The sequence below is a fragment of the Sphingobacterium sp. InxBP1 genome (assembly GCF_026191775.1).
Classification (GTDB): Bacteria; Bacteroidota; Bacteroidia; order Sphingobacteriales; family Sphingobacteriaceae; genus Sphingobacterium; species Sphingobacterium thalpophilum.
The window spans coordinates 211,944-230,876 of record NZ_JAINDX010000046.1 but is presented as its reverse complement, the minus strand read 5'-3'; the positions used below and the strand labels follow the sequence as shown (position 1 = coordinate 230,876).

At 43.1% G+C, this 18,933-nt stretch carries 11 protein-coding genes; 10 read left to right on the top strand and 1 reads right to left on the bottom strand.

Annotated features, from left to right (window positions below):
- The first annotated feature begins 180 nt into the window (after nt 1-180).
- A complete protein-coding gene (locus K7A41_RS13460; RefSeq protein WP_265714095.1) occupies nt 181-3,000 on the top strand; it encodes a glycoside hydrolase family 2 protein in 2,820 nt (939 codons plus the stop codon).
- 143 nt (nt 3,001-3,143) lie between these two features.
- Here K7A41_RS13460 and K7A41_RS13455 read toward each other — a convergent pair whose 3' ends face one another.
- A complete protein-coding gene (locus tag K7A41_RS13455) occupies nt 3,144-4,514 on the bottom strand; it encodes a glycoside hydrolase family 28 protein (RefSeq protein WP_265714094.1) in 1,371 nt (456 codons plus the stop codon).
- A 630-nt stretch (nt 4,515-5,144) separates the two neighbouring features.
- Between K7A41_RS13455 and K7A41_RS13450 the strand changes: the two genes are divergently transcribed.
- The 9 genes from K7A41_RS13450 to K7A41_RS13410 all read left to right on the top strand — a co-directional run bounded on the left by K7A41_RS13450 (nt 5,145) and on the right by K7A41_RS13410 (nt 18,931).
- Complete coding sequence (locus K7A41_RS13450; RefSeq protein ID WP_265714093.1) at nt 5,145-6,467, top strand: glycoside hydrolase family 28 protein; 1,323 nt, start codon at nt 5,145-5,147, stop codon at nt 6,465-6,467.
- A 33-nt stretch (nt 6,468-6,500) separates the two neighbouring features.
- Nucleotides 6,501-8,351 (top strand): rhamnogalacturonan lyase, encoded by a 1,851-nt coding sequence (locus K7A41_RS13445; RefSeq protein WP_265714092.1) that lies wholly within the window; start codon nt 6,501-6,503, stop codon nt 8,349-8,351.
- Between the two features lie 55 nt (nt 8,352-8,406).
- Nucleotides 8,407-9,177: a rhamnogalacturonan acetylesterase gene (locus tag K7A41_RS13440; RefSeq protein WP_265714091.1), complete on the top strand. Its 771-nt coding sequence runs from the start codon at nt 8,407-8,409 to the stop codon at nt 9,175-9,177.
- Between the two features lie 8 nt (nt 9,178-9,185).
- On the top strand, nt 9,186-9,965 hold the full coding sequence (locus tag K7A41_RS13435) for a rhamnogalacturonan acetylesterase (protein ID WP_265714090.1): 780 nt from the start codon (nt 9,186-9,188) through the stop codon (nt 9,963-9,965).
- 1 nt (nt 9,966) lies between these two features.
- A complete protein-coding gene (locus K7A41_RS13430; protein WP_265714089.1) occupies nt 9,967-11,577 on the top strand; it encodes an arylsulfatase in 1,611 nt (536 codons plus the stop codon).
- Nucleotides 11,570-12,751 carry a glycoside hydrolase family 88 protein gene (locus K7A41_RS13425; protein ID WP_265714088.1) on the top strand — a complete coding sequence of 394 codons (1,182 nt, stop codon included), beginning with the start codon at nt 11,570-11,572 and terminating at the stop codon, nt 12,749-12,751. Before K7A41_RS13430 ends, K7A41_RS13425 begins: the two co-directional genes overlap by 8 nt.
- Nucleotides 12,752-12,867: 116 nt before the next feature.
- Nucleotides 12,868-15,825 carry a glycoside hydrolase family 2 protein gene (locus tag K7A41_RS13420; protein ID WP_265714087.1) on the top strand — a complete coding sequence of 986 codons (2,958 nt, stop codon included), beginning with the start codon at nt 12,868-12,870 and terminating at the stop codon, nt 15,823-15,825.
- 40 nt (nt 15,826-15,865) lie between these two features.
- On the top strand, nt 15,866-16,177 hold the full coding sequence (gene rhaM / locus K7A41_RS13415; RefSeq protein WP_265714086.1) for an L-rhamnose mutarotase: 312 nt from the start codon (nt 15,866-15,868) through the stop codon (nt 16,175-16,177).
- 12 nt (nt 16,178-16,189) lie between these two features.
- Nucleotides 16,190-18,931 (top strand): glycosyl hydrolase, encoded by a 2,742-nt coding sequence (locus K7A41_RS13410; protein ID WP_265714085.1) that lies wholly within the window; start codon nt 16,190-16,192, stop codon nt 18,929-18,931.
- Nucleotides 18,932-18,933: the final 2 nt, after the last annotated feature.

The following is an 18,933-nucleotide window of genomic DNA, read 5'->3' as shown; positions in this document are numbered from 1 at the left end:
ATCCTGTGCTGTGCTGTATCGGCAGTACGGTATGTTTAGCGATACATGTTGCCAGCAAAAACCATTCAGGTGAGTTCAGGACACTAAAGTGGCCTGAACTTTTTATTTTAGGAGATTGCTAATACAATAAAAAAACCTATGCTTAAAATTCGAACTGTCTTCTTTGCTCTGATATACGTTATGATGGCACATCCTGCCTCCGCGCAGACAGTGAAGGAAATACAATATCTTTCGGGAACGGACAATGCTCATACGGTCAATTGGGACTTCTGGGTGACAGGAGGACGTAAAGCGGGAAAATGGGCTAAGATCGCCGTTCCCAGTCATTGGGAGCAACAGGGATTTGGGGCTTACAATTATGGTCGGGATTATGTGACCTATGGTAAAAATTTCATCTTTCACGATGAAAAAGGTTTGTATCGTCATCAGTTTACTGTTCCAAAAAATTGGAAAGGTAAAAAAATAAGCCTTGTTTTTGAAGGTTCAATGACCGACACCGAAGTTAAAATCAACGGGAAGCCGGCTGGCGATATCCATCAGGGTGCTTTCTATCAGTTTAAGTACGATGTTACTGACAAGATTACCTTTGACAAGGTCAATATACTGGAAGCTACTGTATCGAAAATGTCTTCCGATAAATCTGTCAACAATGCGGAGCGTCTTGCGGATTATTGGATTTTAGGGGGGATTTATAGACCCGTATACTTGGAGGCGACACCACAGCAGCATATCAGCTGGACGGCCATTGATGCCAAGGCAGACGGAACCTTTCGCAGCAATGTGCATTTGGAAGGTCTCTCTAAGGCCAACAATCTATCGGTAGAGATCAAAGATCTGAAGGGTAACGTAATCTCGACTCAGAAATTTCCGATTAGTGCTAAAGATTCCGTGAAATTGGTCGAAATGAAAGTAGAAAAACCTTTATTATGGACCGCCGAGACACCAAACCTATATCAGGTAACCTATACCCTATGGAATGGGAAGAATAAAGGATATCAATATCAAGATCGTTTTGGGTTCAGAACAATTGAAGTTCGTCAGGGCGATGGTATCTATGTCAATGGCGTAAAAGTGAAGATGAAAGGTGTCAACCGCCATGTATGGTGGCCCGAAACGGGACGTTCGGTGAATGCACAATTGGATCTGAATGATGTCAAGCTGATCAAGGAAATGAATATGAATGCGGTACGATGTTCGCATTACCCGCCAGATCGTTCGTTTTTGGCGTATTGCGATTCATTGGGACTATATGTTTTGGATGAATTGGCCGGCTGGCAAAAGGCATACAGCACCGTTGTGGGTAAAAAACTGGTGCGAGAAATGGTTATTCGGGATGCCAACCATCCTTCCATTATACTATGGAGCAACGGCAATGAAGGAGGACACAATAAAGAGCTTGTAGATGAGTACAAGAAATATGATCTTTCGGCGAGAACAGTAATTCATGCACACCATAGACCGGGAAATGCTATCAACGGAATCGACTGTAACCATTATGAAGATTTTTATTCGACAAAAAAAATTCTGGAAGGACCAAATATTTATATGCCGACCGAATTTCTCCATGCACAGGATGATGGCGGTGCTGCGGCGGGATTGGCGGATATCTGGGAGCTGCATTGGAATGCCAAATTAGGTGCAGGCGGATTTATTTGGGATTTTGCAGATGAGGGCATTGTGCGTACAGATTTCAACAATGTGATTGATGTCAACCGCGTAAATGCTCCTGATGGAATCCTTGGCCCACATCGCGAGAAAGAGGGAAGTTTCTATGCCATTCGGGAAATCTATGCACCTGTGCATATTACGATGAAGAAATTACCTGCTGACTTCAACGGATCCATTCCGGTGGAAAACCGTTATCATTTTACTGATCTAAAAGATTGCCGGTTTGAGAGTAAACTGATTACCTATCAACAGCCCTATGCGGAAAAAGCTGGTGTGGATACGGTGTTGTATCTAAAGATAAGTAGTCCCATTGTGGCTCCGACGCAAAAAGGAAATTTGCAATTGAATTTGCCTAACGACTGGAAACGGTATGATGCGCTGGTATTGACTGCGATTGATCCCCATGGAGAGGAAATTTATACCTGGACCTGGCGTGTAAAATCCAATCAGATGCTTACTGCTGAGATTCTGCCGTTGAAATCTTCAACCGATGTTGAAGCGAAAGAAGACAGTGCCCATTATATCCTTAAGGCAAATGGAATAACAGCTTTCATTTCTAGAAAAACAGGATTATTAGCTGATCTGGCCAATGAGTATAGCATGAAATTAGCTTTCAATAATGGCCCGGTGCTTATCGATGGACAGTCGGAGCTGAAAAGTGCTAAACGTTGGCAGGATGGAAAAAATGAAGTTGTTGAGTTTGCGTTTGATGGTCATCTAAGTTTTATCCGTTGGACAATGCGACCTGACGGTTGGTTAAAACTTGATTATGCTTATAATATGAAGAAATCAGTACCTTATGCGGGCGTCAGCTTTAACTTTCCTGAAAACTATATTATCGGGGCTAAATGGCTCGGCAATGGGCCTTATCGCGTATGGAAGAATAGAATGCAAGGTGTCACACTAAATACATGGGAAAAAATGTACAATAATGGCAACGCCGGTATTGGCCCATGGACATTTCCTGAATTTAAAGGGTATTTTTCGGATGTTAGTTGGGTACAATTCAATACCGTGCAAGGGAAGTTTTTGGTCGCAACAGATCAGGAAGATTTATTTGTGCGATTATTCGAGTTTTATGGGATATCCGGCCCTAAAGGCTATCCGCAGCTGCCGACCGGAGATATCTCCTTTTTGGATGCTATTCCTCCTATTGGTACAAAACTGGCTTTGGGAATCAATGGAAATGCTGCCGTGAATGGCCCCGCAGGTGAGCTTAATCAAATGGATAAAAAGATTAACCGGACACTCTATTTTTATTTTGGTACACCGAAAGGCGAAAAAGAAAATACACAATTTGTCATGCCTAAGGTCAATGTATTGACAGATTAAAAGAATAGGATAAAAAAATGGGCTTTTCTCTGTTAATAGAAAAGCCCATTTTTTATGGGTGTAGTCTTAATGACATGCATTCTTTTCAGTAATGCTTATTCAGGTTTCTTGAAAAAAAGTTTCTGCTCTATTCAGTTTTATTGTTATTTGCTGTAGGAAAAATCATTGACATATTTATTTTGGATAGCAGTTGATGTTGTTTCTTTAAGTTGCACGTCCTTCAATTGAACTGTTTGAATGGGAAGTTCCGGATTACCGTTGATCTTGGATACAAACTGACCTACTTCCGCTTGAATGTGGGAAAGATAGATATTCGTTATTGGTGTTAGTTTTTTTACTTTGGTTGGTACCAGGTTGCGCCATTGATAGAGCACATCGGTATCCATTCCGAGTATACCTTCTTTAAGGTTTTTGGCTTTGATATTTGAAAAATAAATGTTTTTGACATAACCGCCCATCCGTTCATTGGTTTTAATGAAAAGTAGGTGCATGAGTTTCTCATTAGGCAGTACCGTGCAATTGTTTAGGTAAATATTTTCAATACCACCCGAGAGTTCACTCCCTATCGCGAGGAGTTGATGACCGTCTCTGATCTCGCAATCGCGGATCACAATATTTTTTGTGGGTGTTTTCAATCTCCAGCCTTCGGGATTTCTACCTGACTTCAATGCGATGGCATCATCCCCTTGATCAAATACGCAATTTTCAATCAATACATTCTGACTCATTTCCGGGTCAATTCCATCATTGTTATGCCCATGCGCGTAAATGTCAACACCACGTATAAGTGCATCTTTCGTTAAATAGAGATGTAAAGTCCAAAAAGGACTGTTTCGGATCTTGATATCTTCGACCCGGACATGTTGGCAACGGTTAAATTGAATAAACTGAGGTCTAAGGTTGGATGTGTCGTTGACCATAAGCCGTTGTTCGACAGGTAGCCCTTCTTGCGCCCAGTTATAGAGATTTTTGATGCTTTCCATATGCGGCTTTGGTCTCGGAAACCATTTCTCCCACACAGTCAAGTCTGCTTTTAGGGTTCCCTTACCAGTAATGGCCACATTTGTCGCTTCGTATGCGTAGATCAGTGGGGAGTAGTTATAGCATTCTAGTCCTTCCCAGCTACTGTGAACAGCAGGTAAATAGTCTTTCGGATCGCCCGAAAATAATAAGGTTGCCTCTGCACTGACATGTAAGTTGACATTGCTCTTTAAGTGTATCGCCTTGGTTTGCCACTCTCCTGGGGGGATGATGATATTGCCTCCAGATGTTGTGGCTAGATCGATCGCCGTGGCGATTGCTGTAGAGGTACTTTCCTTGTCTCCCTGACGCGCACCGAAATCACGAATGTCATAGTTTTTACAATGTTCGAAATTTGGGATTCTAAGCGTTGGCATTTCAAAAGGTGCTTGGATGTTGATCTGTTCTTGTTTGATCTTGCCTGTTTGTGCAATGCTCAAGCGAGTGACAACAATTGAGCATAAAATGAGGGAAAATATTAATTTATATCTCATGATTGACAGTTATGTGTTTCGTAGGCAACCCTACTGTTAAGTCGTTAAAAACAATAATTGTTAAAAATAACGAACGATCCAAGTGCAACCTAATTTTGCCGGGCAGGACAGTACAAGTCGGTTGTGGTGGAACAGGGCAGGTATTATAATTCTGGTCATCTCTGAGGGGCTTTCTTAAGAACAGGTTATGACCAAATCCATACCAACTCCTGACTGCAAGCTACTTGTAAAAACGGTGTCAGCATGGTGACTTAACAATTAAAAGGTGGACTCAAGGTGGACTCACAGTATACTCAAGGTAGTCGCAGTAGGGAGTTGGCCATAAGTTGGTACGGAGTTGGTGTTAGGATATTTCAATGTTCTCAGAACAGTTTTCTTGATAACAAATATATTACGAAAAGCTCTCAATCTTTGCTGGCGGTGTCATTATCGATGAATATGAGTATTTTGTGACTAGCTCCTCAAGTTGGTCAGGATACTACAGGACGGCTCTTCTTAAAAATGTTGATACTTTTAAAGTAGCTACTTATTTAAGCGTCCTTAAATATGCTGATCAATTCGAAGCTGTCTTTATCTTTTTTAATAAGAGGTAGAGAAGCGGGAAAACTAAACTTAATAAAAACCAATATTATGAAAAAAATCTTTCGATTTTTACATGTACTCGCATCAATAGCGATTCTATCCTGCGCACAGGCACAAGAAAAGTTTCCGGATGGAACAGCAATCTCAAAATGGTTTGAGACGGTAAAATCGACTGAGATAGCAACGCTCGGCAAGAAATTTCTGATTACGGATTTTGGTGTTACGAAGGATAGTACCCTGGTACAAACAGCTAAGATCCAACAAGCGATTGATAAAGCATATGCAAGTGGTGGTGGAGTCGTCGTCGTGCCTAAAGGTATCTATTTGAGCGGATCTTTATTCTTTAAGCCAAAGACACATTTATACTTAGAAGAAGGGGCAGTATTGAAGGGAAGCGACGATATTGCAGACTTTGCATTGGCGGAGACCCGAATGGAAGGTCAAACCGTAAAATATTTTTTGGCGCTCGTCAACGCCGATCAGGTGGATGGATTTACAATCTCAGGCAAGGGTACACTCGATGGAAATGGCTTACGCTATTGGCGATCCTTCTGGCTCAGAAGACAGTTTAACCCTCAATGTACAAATATGGACGAGATGCGTCCACGCTTACTTTATGTCTCTAATAGCAAAGATGTACAGATTTCAGGTATTCGCTTGATCAATTCACCTTTTTGGACCTCTCATTATTATAAGTGTGAAAATCTCAAATTGATCGGCTTACATATTTCAGCGCCAAAGGAACCCGTCAAGGCGCCTAGTTCCGATGCAATCGATTTGGATGTCTGTCGCAACGTACTGATTAAGGATTGCTACTTATCTGTCAACGATGATGCAATTGCGTTAAAAGGTGGCAAAGGACCCAAGTCCGATAAAGATCCGAACAACGGCCCCAATTCAAATATTATTATCGAAAATTGTTTTTTTGGATTTTGTCATAGTGCGCTGACATGTGGAAGCGAATCCATTCATAGTTACAATGTGATTTTTAGAAATAATACATTGGATAAGGCGCGTAAATTATTGCAATTAAAGATGCGTCCCGACACACCACAAGAATATGAAAATATATTGATCGAAAATATAAAGGGAAATGTCAATAGCATGCTGTTTATCAAACCTTGGACCCAGTTTTTCGATTTAAAAGGCGAGAAAGATATCAAAATGTCGTATGCAAGAAATATAGTGCTGCGCAACATTGATCTAGATTGCGACATCGTATTTGACGTCCTCAATTCAACGCAATATATGCTATCGGATTTTACATTTCAGAATATGCATGTTCGTGCCGCCAAAGATCCTGTCATTCACAAGGAATATATTAAAAACTTTGTCCTAAATAATGTAACTGTTAATAATAAAAAGCAATAATATGGGCCAGTCTACTGTGATTTACACCTTTGAATGATGAAGACAAAACTTATTCTTTTGACAGGAGCACTGATCGGTTCTCTTGCTGTTTCCGCCCAACGTAAAATGGAGTTTTTGGATCGGGGGATGGTCGGTATAAAAACGACGGACAACTCTGTTTTTTTGAGCTGGCGTTTGCTTGGTACTGACGATTTTGACACGGCCTTCGCAATCTATAGAAAGGAGGGGAATGGCCAGCAGAAAAAGCTGAATACTTCACCGTTGACCAAAGGGACTAACTTTTTGGACGATGATGTCGATTTGAATCAAGATGTAACTTATATTCTGGATATGGTGGCCGGAGGAAAAGAAACAGAAGTCGCTAAGCTCACCTTGCCGAAGGAACAAAAAGTACAGCAATACCTGAATATTCAATTACGTACCCCCGAAGGCTACACGCCGGGGGATGTTTCTGTGGGCGACCTGGATGGAGATGGAACCTATGAACTTATCGTTCACCAGACTGGAGTTGGACATGACAATGCGCACAATGGAATTACTTCAGCACCTATATTACAAGCGTATAAACTTGATGGTACTTTTCTGTGGGAAATCAATTTGGGCAAGAATATCCGGGAAGGGGCACATTATACCCAATTTATGGTGTATGATCTCGACAGTGATGGCCGCGCAGAGCTGGTCTGTAAAACCGCCGACGGTACAAAAGATGGACTGGGAAATGTTATTGGTAATGCAAAGGCCGATTGGCGCGATACCGTATCAAACTCGCCTACTGTCGGTCGTATATTGAAAGGACCCGAATATTTAACCGTATTTGATGGATTGACGGGCAAAGCCCTGAGCACGGTAGATTATCTGCCTGAGCGTGGCGATTTACGTTCATGGGGAGATACCAATGCCAATCGCAGTGATCGATTTTTAGCTTGTGTAGCCTATTTGGATGGCGTACACCCCAGTGTTGTCATGACCAGAGGATATTATGAGCGTACAGCCCTGGCAGCATGGGACTTCAAGGATAAAAAATTGGTAAGGCGTTGGGTATTCGATAGTAAATTTCGTAAAGATCCTTATTCTGGTCAGGGATATCACAATCTCACGGTTGCGGATGTCGATCAGGATGGCAAGGATGAAATTGTCTTTGGTTCGATGGTTATTGATGATGATGGTAAAGGTTTATACAGTACGGGTCTGGGGCATGGTGATGCGCTGCATGTCGGTGATTTGGATCCGGAAAGACCCGGTCTGGAGATTTTTGGAATTCATGAATTAAAAGGTGGGCGAAAAGGAACTGGTGTGGCCATGTTGGATGCTAAAACAGGAGCCATATTATTTAAAAATGCCATGGATCAAGACGTCCCCCGCGGTGTTGCGGGAAATATTGACCCCGATCATAAAGGGGCATACCTGTGGTGGCTGGGATCTAGAGATATGTATGATGCCAAAGGAAATAAGGTAGGTCCGGCACCGAGATCGACCAATTTTTTGATCTGGTGGGATGCTGATTTAAGTCGGGAACTTTTAAACAGCAATTATATTGAAAAATATAAAAACGGGAAAACGCAACGGATCTTTACGGCAATGGGTGCATCATCGATCAATGGCACTAAAAGTACACCCAATCTAAGTGCAGATATCTTTGGCGACTGGCGTGAAGAGCTGATCCTGCGTGCCGAAGACAACCAGAGTCTACGCGTATATACGTCCACCATTCCCACAGAACAGCGCCTGTATACCCTAATGCACGATCCGCAATATCGCTTGAGCATAGCTTGGCAAAATGTAGGCTATAACCAGCCGCCACATACTGGATATTATCTCGGCGTGGGGATGGATCGCCCGGTTAAACCAAACATTCGGTTGATCAGGACGGCGGACAAAAAGTAAAAAGATGGAAGCACAATTTGGGTTTTATTTGATTGAAATAATAGCTAAGTAACAAATGAAGCATACAATAAAATGGATAGGAATGGCATTGGTAGCGATTCTTTTAATATCCTTTACAAAGCAGCAAGATCGGCCAACGATTTATCTTATCGGTGATTCGACAGTTAAAAATAGCAATAAAGAATATTGGGGCTGGGGTACCCTGCTTCCTGAATTTTTGGATACGACACGCGTCCGTGTAGACAATCATGCGATGGCTGGACGGAGTACACGTACCTTTGTCAAAGAGGGAAGATGGGCTAGAGTTGATTCTTTGTTCAAGCCTGGAGACTTTTTATTGATTCAGTTTGGCCATAACGAGGGCAGTAAGCCCGATACCAGCAAACAGGGATATCGAGGTGTCCTGCGCGGTATCGGTAAAGATTCAGTTGTGCTGGATTGGGGCAATGGGAAAAAAGAGACCGTACGCACGTATGGTGAAAATCTACGTCGATTTGTGATGGAAGCAAAGAAAAAGGGAGTGACCCCGATTGTATTGTCCATGATTCCGCGGAACCAATGGGATGACAAAGGTAGAGTGAAACGGGCCGACAAAGACTTTGGTTTGTGGGCTAAGAAGATTGCAGTAGAGCAGGGAGTCGCTTTTTTGGATCTGAACAGTATTACCGCAGATAAATATGACCAGCTTGGTGCTGATATCGTAAAATCCAGTTATTTTCCGGGTGACCATACCCATACGAATAAAGCCGGAGCGCGAGAAAATGCATTGTCTGTTATTGAAGGATTCCGTAGGATTAAAAGCCAGTTAGTTCAATATATTAAATAATAGTGAAGATGAAATTGAAATTGTTGCCATGGGCTGCGGTCCTTTTTGCTGTAATCAGCATGTCGTTTTTGGAACAGAGTCGTAAACCGACCTTGTTTATTATTGGCGATTCCACCGTAAAAAATGGACAGGGAAATGGTTCAAACAGACAATGGGGATGGGGGAGCTTTATTGGTCAGTATTTTAAAGCGGATAAGATCGAAGTGAAGAACCGTGCACTGGGAGGTACGAGCACGCGGACTTTTTATAATAATCCCAAGCTTTGGCAGAAGGTTCTGGATAGTATACAGCCCGGGGACTTTGTACTCATGCAGTTTGGACATAATGATTCAAGTCCCATTGTGGATACGTTGCGTGCCCGTGGGACGATAAAGGGAAATGGCGACGATTATCAGGACGTGTATAACCCGTTGTTGAAGCAACACGAAGTTGTCTATAGTTATGGTTTTTACTTACGTCGATTTGTGAAAAATATTCAAGATAAGGGCGCCACAGCAATTATCTGTTCGCCAATCCCACGTAACGCCTGGGAGGGTAACCAGGTGCGCAGATCGGATTATGCTGTATGGGCCAAGGAGGCTGCAGAGCAAACCGGTGCGTTCTTTATACCCCTGCAGGATCTAGTGATCGCGCAGTATGAAGCTCTCGGGAAAAGCACAGTAGAAGCTGAATTTTTTGGTTCCACAGATGCGACACATACCAATAAGGCCGGCGCTTTACTCAATGCCAAATTGCTAGCGGAACAACTGAAAGCGCAAAGCAAAATTGGCTTAAAGAAATTTATGTAATATGAAAAAGCCGACATTCCTCCCATGGATATTTCTCCTTTGTGCGCTGGTTGAAGCCCATGCGCAGAAGCGGCCCAATATCGTATTGATTTTGGCGGATGATATGGGGTATGCAGATTTAGGCTGTTTTGGCTCTGAGGTTGAAACACCAAATTTGGATAAGATGGCAAGTGAGGGTATCAAAATGACTAATTTTTATAATGCTTCACGTTGTTGTCCATCGCGCGCTTCCCTGCTGACGGGGCTATATCCTCATCAGGCCGGCATCGGCGATATGATGAATAAGCGGCCATTTCCTGCCTATCAGGGATATTTGAGCAGGGACGCTATTACATTGGCCGAACTCCTGAAAACCGCTGGATATGGAACATATATGGCAGGAAAGTGGCATGTGGGACAAGAGAAGGAAAATTGGCCGCTACAGCGTGGATTTCAGCGCTACTATGGGCTAATTGATGGAGCAAACAGCTACTTTGAAAACCGACCTTATCGACCCAAGCAAACGTTGACGATAGCTTTGGACAATGAAACGATCGTTCCGCCAAAAGAATACTATAGCTCGGATGCCTACACCGATTATGCAATGACTTTCATTGGTGAGCATTTGCAAACGAAAAAAAAGGATCCTTTTTTTCTATACCTCGCTTTTCAGGCTCCCCATTGGCCTTTACATGCCAAGCCGCAGGATATTGCAAAGTATCGGGGTAAATATATGGAAGGTTGGGAGGCTATCCGTGAAAAGCGTTTTCAAAAACAGCAGCGGTTAGGAATATTGCCACCAACAACGAAGTTGTCAGAAATGGATACCACCTTACGAGATTGGAATGACTGCAGCTGGGAAGAAAAAGTAAAATGGGATGAAAAGATGGCTGTGTATGCGGCGATGGTAGACGAATTGGATCAGAATGTGGGCAGACTGGTTGATTATCTCCAGTCGAAAGGGCAATTGGACAACACTGTTTTTATCTTTCTCTCTGATAACGGGGCGAGCAATGAGACCATAAGCAATGCTGGATTTACAGCAGAAATTAGAGCTGCCAATGAATTTCCTGCCAGTCATCCACGTTCTTTCACAGCTTATGGAGCCGAAGGTGCTGCAGTGAGCAATACGCCTTTCAAAAAGTTTAAGCATTGGGAGTTTGAGGGGGGCAATGCGACCGGATTTATTGCCTATGGACCCAAGTACCTACAAGGGGGCAAGCAGTTTGATATGCCTGCCCATTTGATCGATATCATGCCAACTTTAGCACAATGGTCAGGAGCGAGCTATCCTAAGAACTATGCCGGTAATATGATTAAACCCATGGAAGGATTGTCCTTGGTTCCGCTATGGACAGGGAAACAGCAGGATATTGACAGGGAGATTTGTTTTGAGCATGAAGGCAACAAAGCTGTGCGCAAAGGAAAATGGAAACTTGTCTCTTCCTATCCTGAAAATAGATGGTATCTATATGATATAGAAAAAGATAGGAGTGAAACAGTAGACTTATCAGCCACTTTTCCAAAAGTATATCGTGAAATGGTTCAGCGCTATGAAAATTGGGCTAAAAGAGTTGGTGTGATACCCTACGAACAACTTGCACAAAAAAAAGGGAATACCCGTTATGAATAAATTGAAAAGCAGACAAAGCATGAAACTATCTACTATTTATACAGTCATTTTACTGATTACTGTTGGTCTTTCGGCCTGTTCGTCGACAAAAAAAGTCGTCGAACACAAAAAGGAACTAACTGCTGAGGACGTCCTTCAGTCGCTGCAGCTAACCAATCGTTATTTCATGAATAAATGGACGGATACAGGGAAACCGATCTATACCAATCGCTGGAGACCGAGCAATATCTGGACCCGCGCCGTGTATTACGAAGGGCTCATGGCACTTTATCAGATTGATAAAAACAGGGCATACTACGATTATGCTGTGGATTGGGGAAATAAACATGATTGGGGAATGCGGAATGGTTTGGAAACCCGAAATGCCGATGACCAGGCTTGTGGGCAAACCTATCTGGATCTCTATGAGATTGAACAGAAGCCTGAGCGTATCCAAAAAATTAAAGCAAATATAGATTACATTATCAAATCGGGAAAAGTAGACGATTGGACCTGGATCGATGCCATACAAATGGCCATGCCAATTTACGCTAAATTGGGTGTAATGACCAAAGATCAAACTTACTTTGATTACATGTATAAAATGTATCATCATTCAAAAACACAAGAAGGTGGAGGTCTGTATAATAAGGCCGATAAACTTTGGTGGCGCGATAAGGATTTTGTTCCGCCCTACAAAGAACCGAATGGTGAGGATTGCTATTGGTCACGCGGTAATGGATGGGTCGTGGCTGCTTTAGTCCGGGTACTTTCTTTAATTCCGGAAAACGAAGTCCATCGGGCGGAATATATGGCCGATTATAAAGCGCTGATGGAAGCACTTGTCCCGATTCAAAGGCCGGATGGATTTTGGAATGTTAGTCTGCATGACCCTAGTAATTTTGGCGGGCGCGAGACCTCAGGGACGTCATTGTTTGTCTATGGTATGGCTTGGGGCATTAATAATGGATTTCTAGACGCTAAAATATATCGGCCTGTTGTCGAAAAAGCATGGAAAGCAATGATCGCAGAAGCGGTACACCCTTCCGGTTTTTTAGGCTATTTACAAGGAACGGGAAAAGAACCAAAGGATGGTCAGCCCGTCAGTTTTTCAAGCCAGCCGGATTTTGAAGATTATGGTTTGGGTTGTTTCTTATTAGGGGGCACAGAGGTTTATAAGATGTTGTCAAAATAAGCTGTCTTCTTCCGGTTGTTGATAGCAACCTGATCAATTCGTATTCATGATGGAATGGAGTCAGTTATGCTGTTACTAAAAATTGCGCGTTCTTATTAGCCTTAAAAAAGTAAACGATGGAAAAGTTATTCTTTATTTTTTGTTGCCTGCTGCTTTCATTCGGCGCGTATGCTCAAGCAGGCCGGAAGACTTTTAGTTTTAATGCTGACTGGCGTTACCACATCGGCGATGTCAACAATGCTTCTGCCACAGAATTTGATGATCGTGCATGGAAACAAGTTGTCTTGCCTCAGGCATGGAATGAGGATGAGGCTTTCGCGAAAGCGATTCATGACCTTTCAACGAATATTGTCTGGTATCGAAAAAAGTTTACTGTCCCCAAGGGAGTAACTTCTGATAAGGTCTTTTTGGAATTTGAAGGAATTCGCTTTGGGGGAGAATTTTATCTCAACGGAAGATTTATTGGTCGCCATGAAAATGGCGTAATGGCTGTAGGATTTGATATTTCGGACCTGATTGATCGCGATCACGAAAATACCCTGGCTATACGGATAGACAATAGCTGGAGCTATCGTGAAAAAGCAACAAACAGCACGTATCAATGGAACGATAAAAACTTTAATGCAAACTATGGTGGAATTCCAAAAAATGTGTGGATCCACTTTGCTTCAAAAATTTATCAGACCCTACCCTTATACTCCAATTTGAAGACTACGGGTGTTTATGTGTATGCGAAGAATATGAACATCCCTAAAAAAACAATGTATCTTTTTGTTTCATCTGAGGTGAAAAATGAAACCGGGCAATCGCGTCTGGTCGACTTTGTTGCCGAAGTACGTAATGCTGATGGGAAGTTGGTCAAAACTTTTTCAAAAAAGTTCAATCTTCCTGCCAATCAAACACAACAATTGACCATGAGCGCGGCCTTGAGTCAAGTGAACTTTTGGAGCTGGGGTTATGGCTATCTCTATACGGTGACGACAAAAATCGTACAGGGCAACACAACTATAGACGCTGTACAAACGAAAGCAGGGTTTCGAAAAACGGCTTTCAAGAATGGAATGGTGTACCTCAATGGCCAAGTTTTGATGATGAAGGGCTATGCGCAGCGTACCAGTAATGAATGGCCCGCCGTTGGCCTATCTGTAGCACCTTGGTTAAGTGATTTTAGCAATGGGCTGATAGTCAAGGGTAATGCTAATCTTGTCCGCTGGATGCACGTAGCCCCCTGGAAACAGGATGTCGAATCCTGCGACCGGGTAGGACTTATGCAAATGTTGCCGGCAGGGGACGCTGAAAAAGATGTTCAGGGAAGACGCTGGGAACACCGGGTCGAACTGATGCGCGATGTAATCATATATTATCGCAATAATCCCAGTGTACTGTTTTATGAATGTGGAAACGAATCCATATCGGAAGAGCATATGGCAGAGATGAAAGCTATACGGGATCAATTCGATCCTGCCGGCGGCCGGGCAATCGGTTCACGTGAGATGTTAGACAGTAAATTAGCGGAATATGGTGGTGAAATGCTGTACATTAATAAAAGCGCCCGTTACCCGATGATTGCCACGGAATATATGCGGGATGAGGCATTACGTAAATACTGGGATGAATGGAGTTATCCATTTCACAAGGATGGGGAAGGACCACTTTATAAAGGTGTAGATGCCAGTGATTATAATAGAAATCAGGATAGTTATGTCGTTGAGGCTGTACATCGCTGGTGGGAATATTGGAAAATGCGTCCAGGGACCGGTGATCGGGTCAATTCGGGGGGTGTGAATATTATATTCTCCGATTCGAATACGCACTTCAGGGGAAAGGAGAACTACAGAAGAAGCGGTGAGGTAGATGCTATGCGCATTCCAAAAGATGCTTACTTCGCCCATCAGGTGATGTGGGATGGTTGGATTGCCGCAGATCCAAAAGGTTTATATCTTGTAGGGCACTGGAACTATCCTGCTGGAACGAAAAAAGATGTCTTGGTCGTTTCCGCTGCTGACCGGGTAGAATTATCGGTGAACGGTAAAGTACAGGCAGAAGCAGAAAAGCTGTATGATTTCCTGTTCCGTTTTCCTGCTGTTGATTTCGAAGCGGGCGTATTGACGGCGAAATCATTCAGCAAAGATGGCAAATTATTGAATACAAGGGAGCTCAGAACCACAGGCGAACCTTATAAAATCCGTTTAACGGCACAACATGGAAAAAATGGCCTTTTTGCAGATGGAAACGATATGGTATTGGCCGAAGTTGAAGTGCTTGATAAAAATGGGTTGCGGTGCCCACTTGCTTCAAATAAGATTGATTTCAAACTAGACGGACCGATGGATTGGCGTGGTGGAATTGCACAGGGGCCCGACAATTACATTTTGGCCAGATCGCTTCCGGTCGAGGCTGGCGTAAATCGTGTTTTACTTCGTACACAGTACGATAAATCAGGTAAGGTTGTATTGAAAGCAGTGTCTGAAGGCCTTTTATCCGATTCGGTCACCTGGCAGGTGCAACCTATCAGAACGATGGCGAATTATTTTGTCAAAGAATCCAATGAAAATTTGCCTTCATTTTTAGAGCGGGGACCAAGTCCAACGAAACCCTCTTTGCTGCAGCTGAAAAAAAGTCTTAAAATCCGTACAGCGACAGCTGGAGCTAACCAAGCGAAGGCCACACAGTCTTACGATGATAATGAGCTCTCGGATTGGGTCAATGATGGCCAGCTAGCTACAGCTTGGATAACATATACTTTACAGGAAAAATCCGATATGGATGAGATCGATCTGAAACTGAATAATTTTAGATCAAGATCCTACCCATTGCAGGTTTTTGTGGACGACAAGCTTGTTTTTGACGGCAATACGGATCTGACGTTGGGCTACTGTACACTTTCATTTCCGCGTACGAAAGGCGAAAAGGTGACGATAAAACTTAAAAATGCGCCTTTTACCACAAAGGAAAATAATCAGGTAGAAATGGGCGGCAAGAAACTGGATGACGGTGTCGCACGCAATGATGCCAACGCCAAAGGCACATTGAGTATTATCGAAGCCGATATACATCAGCTACTGGCTAATTAACAAGCAACGTAAGAATAAAGGAATTGAATACTTAGACGATATGGAAAAAATAGCATTCAAGATGAAATTGAAACCAGGTATGGCAGCGGAATATCAGCGTCGGCATGACGCGATTTGGCCAGACTTAATAGCTTTGTTGCGTGAAAATGGCGTGTCTGATTATAGTATTTTTTTGGATGAAGAGACGAATACGTTATTTGCTGTTCAATACTTGGCAGGACATTCATCACAAGAATTGGGAAAGGAAGCCATAGTTCAGCAATGGTGGGATTATATGCTGGATATTATGGAAGTAAATGCTGATCATTCTCCGGTATCGATAAACTTGAAGAAGGTATTTCATATGGATTAGACCAATTTTGACATGAAAAAAATTTATATATCATTATTGCTTGCGTGTAATCTGTTGGCTTCCGGTGGAAGTACTGCACAGGATCTATGGCCAGCAGTGACCAAAGAAATGAAACCTTGGACACGTTGGTGGTGGCTCGGCTCGGCTGTGGACAGAGCGAACCTCGAACGTGAATTAACCTTATTTGATAAAAGTGGATTTGGCGGTGTCGAAGTGACGCCAATTTATGGCGCGAAAGGATTTGAATCCAAGTATCTGAGCTTTCTTTCACCACCTTGGATGAATATGTTGGCTGTAACGACCGATAAGGCCGGAAGACTGGGAATGGGAGTAGACATCAACCTGGGGACAGGCTGGCCTTTCGGTGGACCACAGATCAGGGAAAAAGATGCGGCCACCAAACTGATCCTGGAGGACTTTGAATTAAAAAAAGGCGAGAAAATTCAGTTCCCCCTAAAACCGAAGGATCCTAAACAACATTATTACATGCTGCAGGCTCTGCGTGCGTTTAGATCAGACCATAGCGAGATTAATCTGGATGATTATCGTGCACATACCAGTGGAACGTGGGAAGCGCCTGCGGATATCCGTTTATTGGCTGTATTTTCAGGCAGGACAGGCCAAAAAGTGAAGCGTGCTGCGCCCGGAGGTGAAGGATATACTCTGGATCATCTCGGACAGACTTCAGTAGCATCTTATTTTAATAGATTTGCCGAAGTTTTCAATGCAAAGCAGCTGCATGTACGTGCATTTTTTAATGATAGTTACGAGGTATACGGTGCGAACTGGACAGATGAATTTTTAACGTCTTTTGAACGACTTAAAGGGTATCGCTTACAGGATAATCTTTTGGATTTTGCGGGAATGGGTAAAGATAAAACCAAAACAGCACGCCTAAAATCCGATTACCGTGAAGTTGTGGATGCACTCCTTGCCCAGAATTTTTTGGTCCCATTTACGGACTTCGCCCACCGCTATAAAGCGATTTCGAAAAATCAGGCCCATGGATCTCCGGGAAATCTGATCGATTTGTATGCTGATACAGATATTCCTGAGTGTGAAACCTTTGGCTCCAGTAGTTTCAATATCCCCGGTTTAAGGCGCGATACTGCTGATATTCGTAATGTGGACCCGGATCCCATGATGGCCAAATTTGCGACATCAGCGACAAACGTCTATGGAAGAAAATATACTTCTTCGGAAACATTCACCTGGCTGACCGAACATTTTAAAACCTCCTTGTCACAAACGAAACCGGAAGTTGAACAATTGTTTCTAGCAGGGGTGAACCATGTGTTCTACCACGGCACAACCTATTCACCAAAAAATGTACCCTTTCCGGGGTGGTTATTCTATGCTTCAGTAAACTTTGTGCCGCAAAATTCATTTTGGGACCATCTCAGTGGTCTAAATCAATATATTACACGTGTCCAGTCTATTCTTCAATCTAGCCGTGCTGATAACGAATTGTTAATTTACTGGCCTATTTATGATATTTGGAACGATGCGAAGGGAATGGATAAGGCATTGAAAGTTCATGATGTTGACGAATGGTTGCACCCAACGCAATTTTATAAACAAAGCGTGCAACTGCAGAAAAGAGGCTATAGCTTTGATTTTGCAACGGATAAAATTTTAGCTGGAACAACAGTTAAGGACGGCAGATTACAAACAGCTAAGGATGCGATCCCATATCGGGCAATTTATATTCCTGCCTGCCATTATTTTTCTGAAGCGACACTCCAGAAAATTCTGCAAATGGCGCGCGAGGGAGCAACAGTCATCTTCCAACAATTGCCGCAAGAGGTTGCTGGGTACAGCCGGTTGGACGAACGTCGTGCGCAGTTCAATACTTTGATTGCGTCCCTGGGTTTCGAGAGGGATAAAGCGAATCAGTATACAGCTTTTGGAAAAGGTAAGATCTATTTGACGGCGGATGTCAGTTCAGCACTCGAAACAGAACAGATCGCTCCCGAACGGATTAGCCAGACAGGACTAAAGTTTTCAAGGAGAGTCGCTGGTAAGGACACCTACTATTATCTGGTTAATCACAGCCGACAGATGGTCGACCGCAGTATCATGTTAAATACACAAGCTAAACAGTATACTTTATTGGATCCTCAGACTGGGCGGACATTTCAGCTGCCATCGATCGATGGCAAAATACGCGTGCAGATTCCGTCAGGCTATTCTTGGATCATTTTGGCTTCGGATCAAAAGGCCAAGGAAACGTTTCGTTATCAGGACGAATTAAGCCAAGTGGCCCAACTGGATCGTGACTGGAAAGTCAGTTTTATTGCTGGAGGGCCGGTGTTACCAAAGCCGCAAAAGCTAGATCGACTTTCTTCCTGGACCGAATGGGGCGATAAAGACGCCGTTAATTTTTCAGGTACAGCGGCCTATGAGAAAACATTTTCTATCCATAAGGATCAATCAAAATCCTATCTTCTGAAGCTTGGAAGGGTTGCAGAAAGCGCCCGGGTATTTATTAATGGGCAGGATGCAGGTATATTGTGGTCTATACCTTTTCAACAGGATGTCACCAAATGGTTGGTCGATGGAGAAAATAAAATCCGCATCGAAGTAGCCAACCTGATGGCCAACCGAATCCGTCACCTGGATCAGCAAAAAGTTGCGTGGCGTAATTATCACGAAATCAATTTTGTGAATATCAACTATAAAAACTTTGATGCCGGTGGTTGGAAACCCATGGAAAGCGGTTTGATCGGTCCTGTGACTTTGTGGAGTTATTAAGT

Bases quoted from the DNA above. Each gene is read 5' to 3' on its own strand.
- K7A41_RS13435 (WP_265714090.1), top strand. From the start codon at position 9,186: ATGAAATTGAAATTGTTGCCATGGGCTGCGGTCCTTTTTGCTGTAATC.
- K7A41_RS13450 (WP_265714093.1), top strand. From the start codon at position 5,145: ATGAAAAAAATCTTTCGATTTTTACATGTACTCGCATCAATAGCGATT.
- K7A41_RS13445 (WP_265714092.1), top strand. From the start codon at position 6,501: ATGATGAAGACAAAACTTATTCTTTTGACAGGAGCACTGATCGGTTCT.
- K7A41_RS13455 (WP_265714094.1), bottom strand. From the start codon at position 4,514: ATGAGATATAAATTAATATTTTCCCTCATTTTATGCTCAATTGTTGTC.
- rhaM (WP_265714086.1), top strand. From the start codon at position 15,866: ATGGAAAAAATAGCATTCAAGATGAAATTGAAACCAGGTATGGCAGCG.
- K7A41_RS13410 (WP_265714085.1), top strand. From the start codon at position 16,190: ATGAAAAAAATTTATATATCATTATTGCTTGCGTGTAATCTGTTGGCT.
- K7A41_RS13420 (WP_265714087.1), top strand. From the start codon at position 12,868: ATGGAAAAGTTATTCTTTATTTTTTGTTGCCTGCTGCTTTCATTCGGC.
- K7A41_RS13440 (WP_265714091.1), top strand. From the start codon at position 8,407: ATGAAGCATACAATAAAATGGATAGGAATGGCATTGGTAGCGATTCTT.
- K7A41_RS13425 (WP_265714088.1), top strand. From the start codon at position 11,570: ATGAATAAATTGAAAAGCAGACAAAGCATGAAACTATCTACTATTTAT.
- K7A41_RS13460 (WP_265714095.1), top strand. From the start codon at position 181: ATGATGGCACATCCTGCCTCCGCGCAGACAGTGAAGGAAATACAATAT.
- K7A41_RS13430 (WP_265714089.1), top strand. From the start codon at position 9,967: ATGAAAAAGCCGACATTCCTCCCATGGATATTTCTCCTTTGTGCGCTG.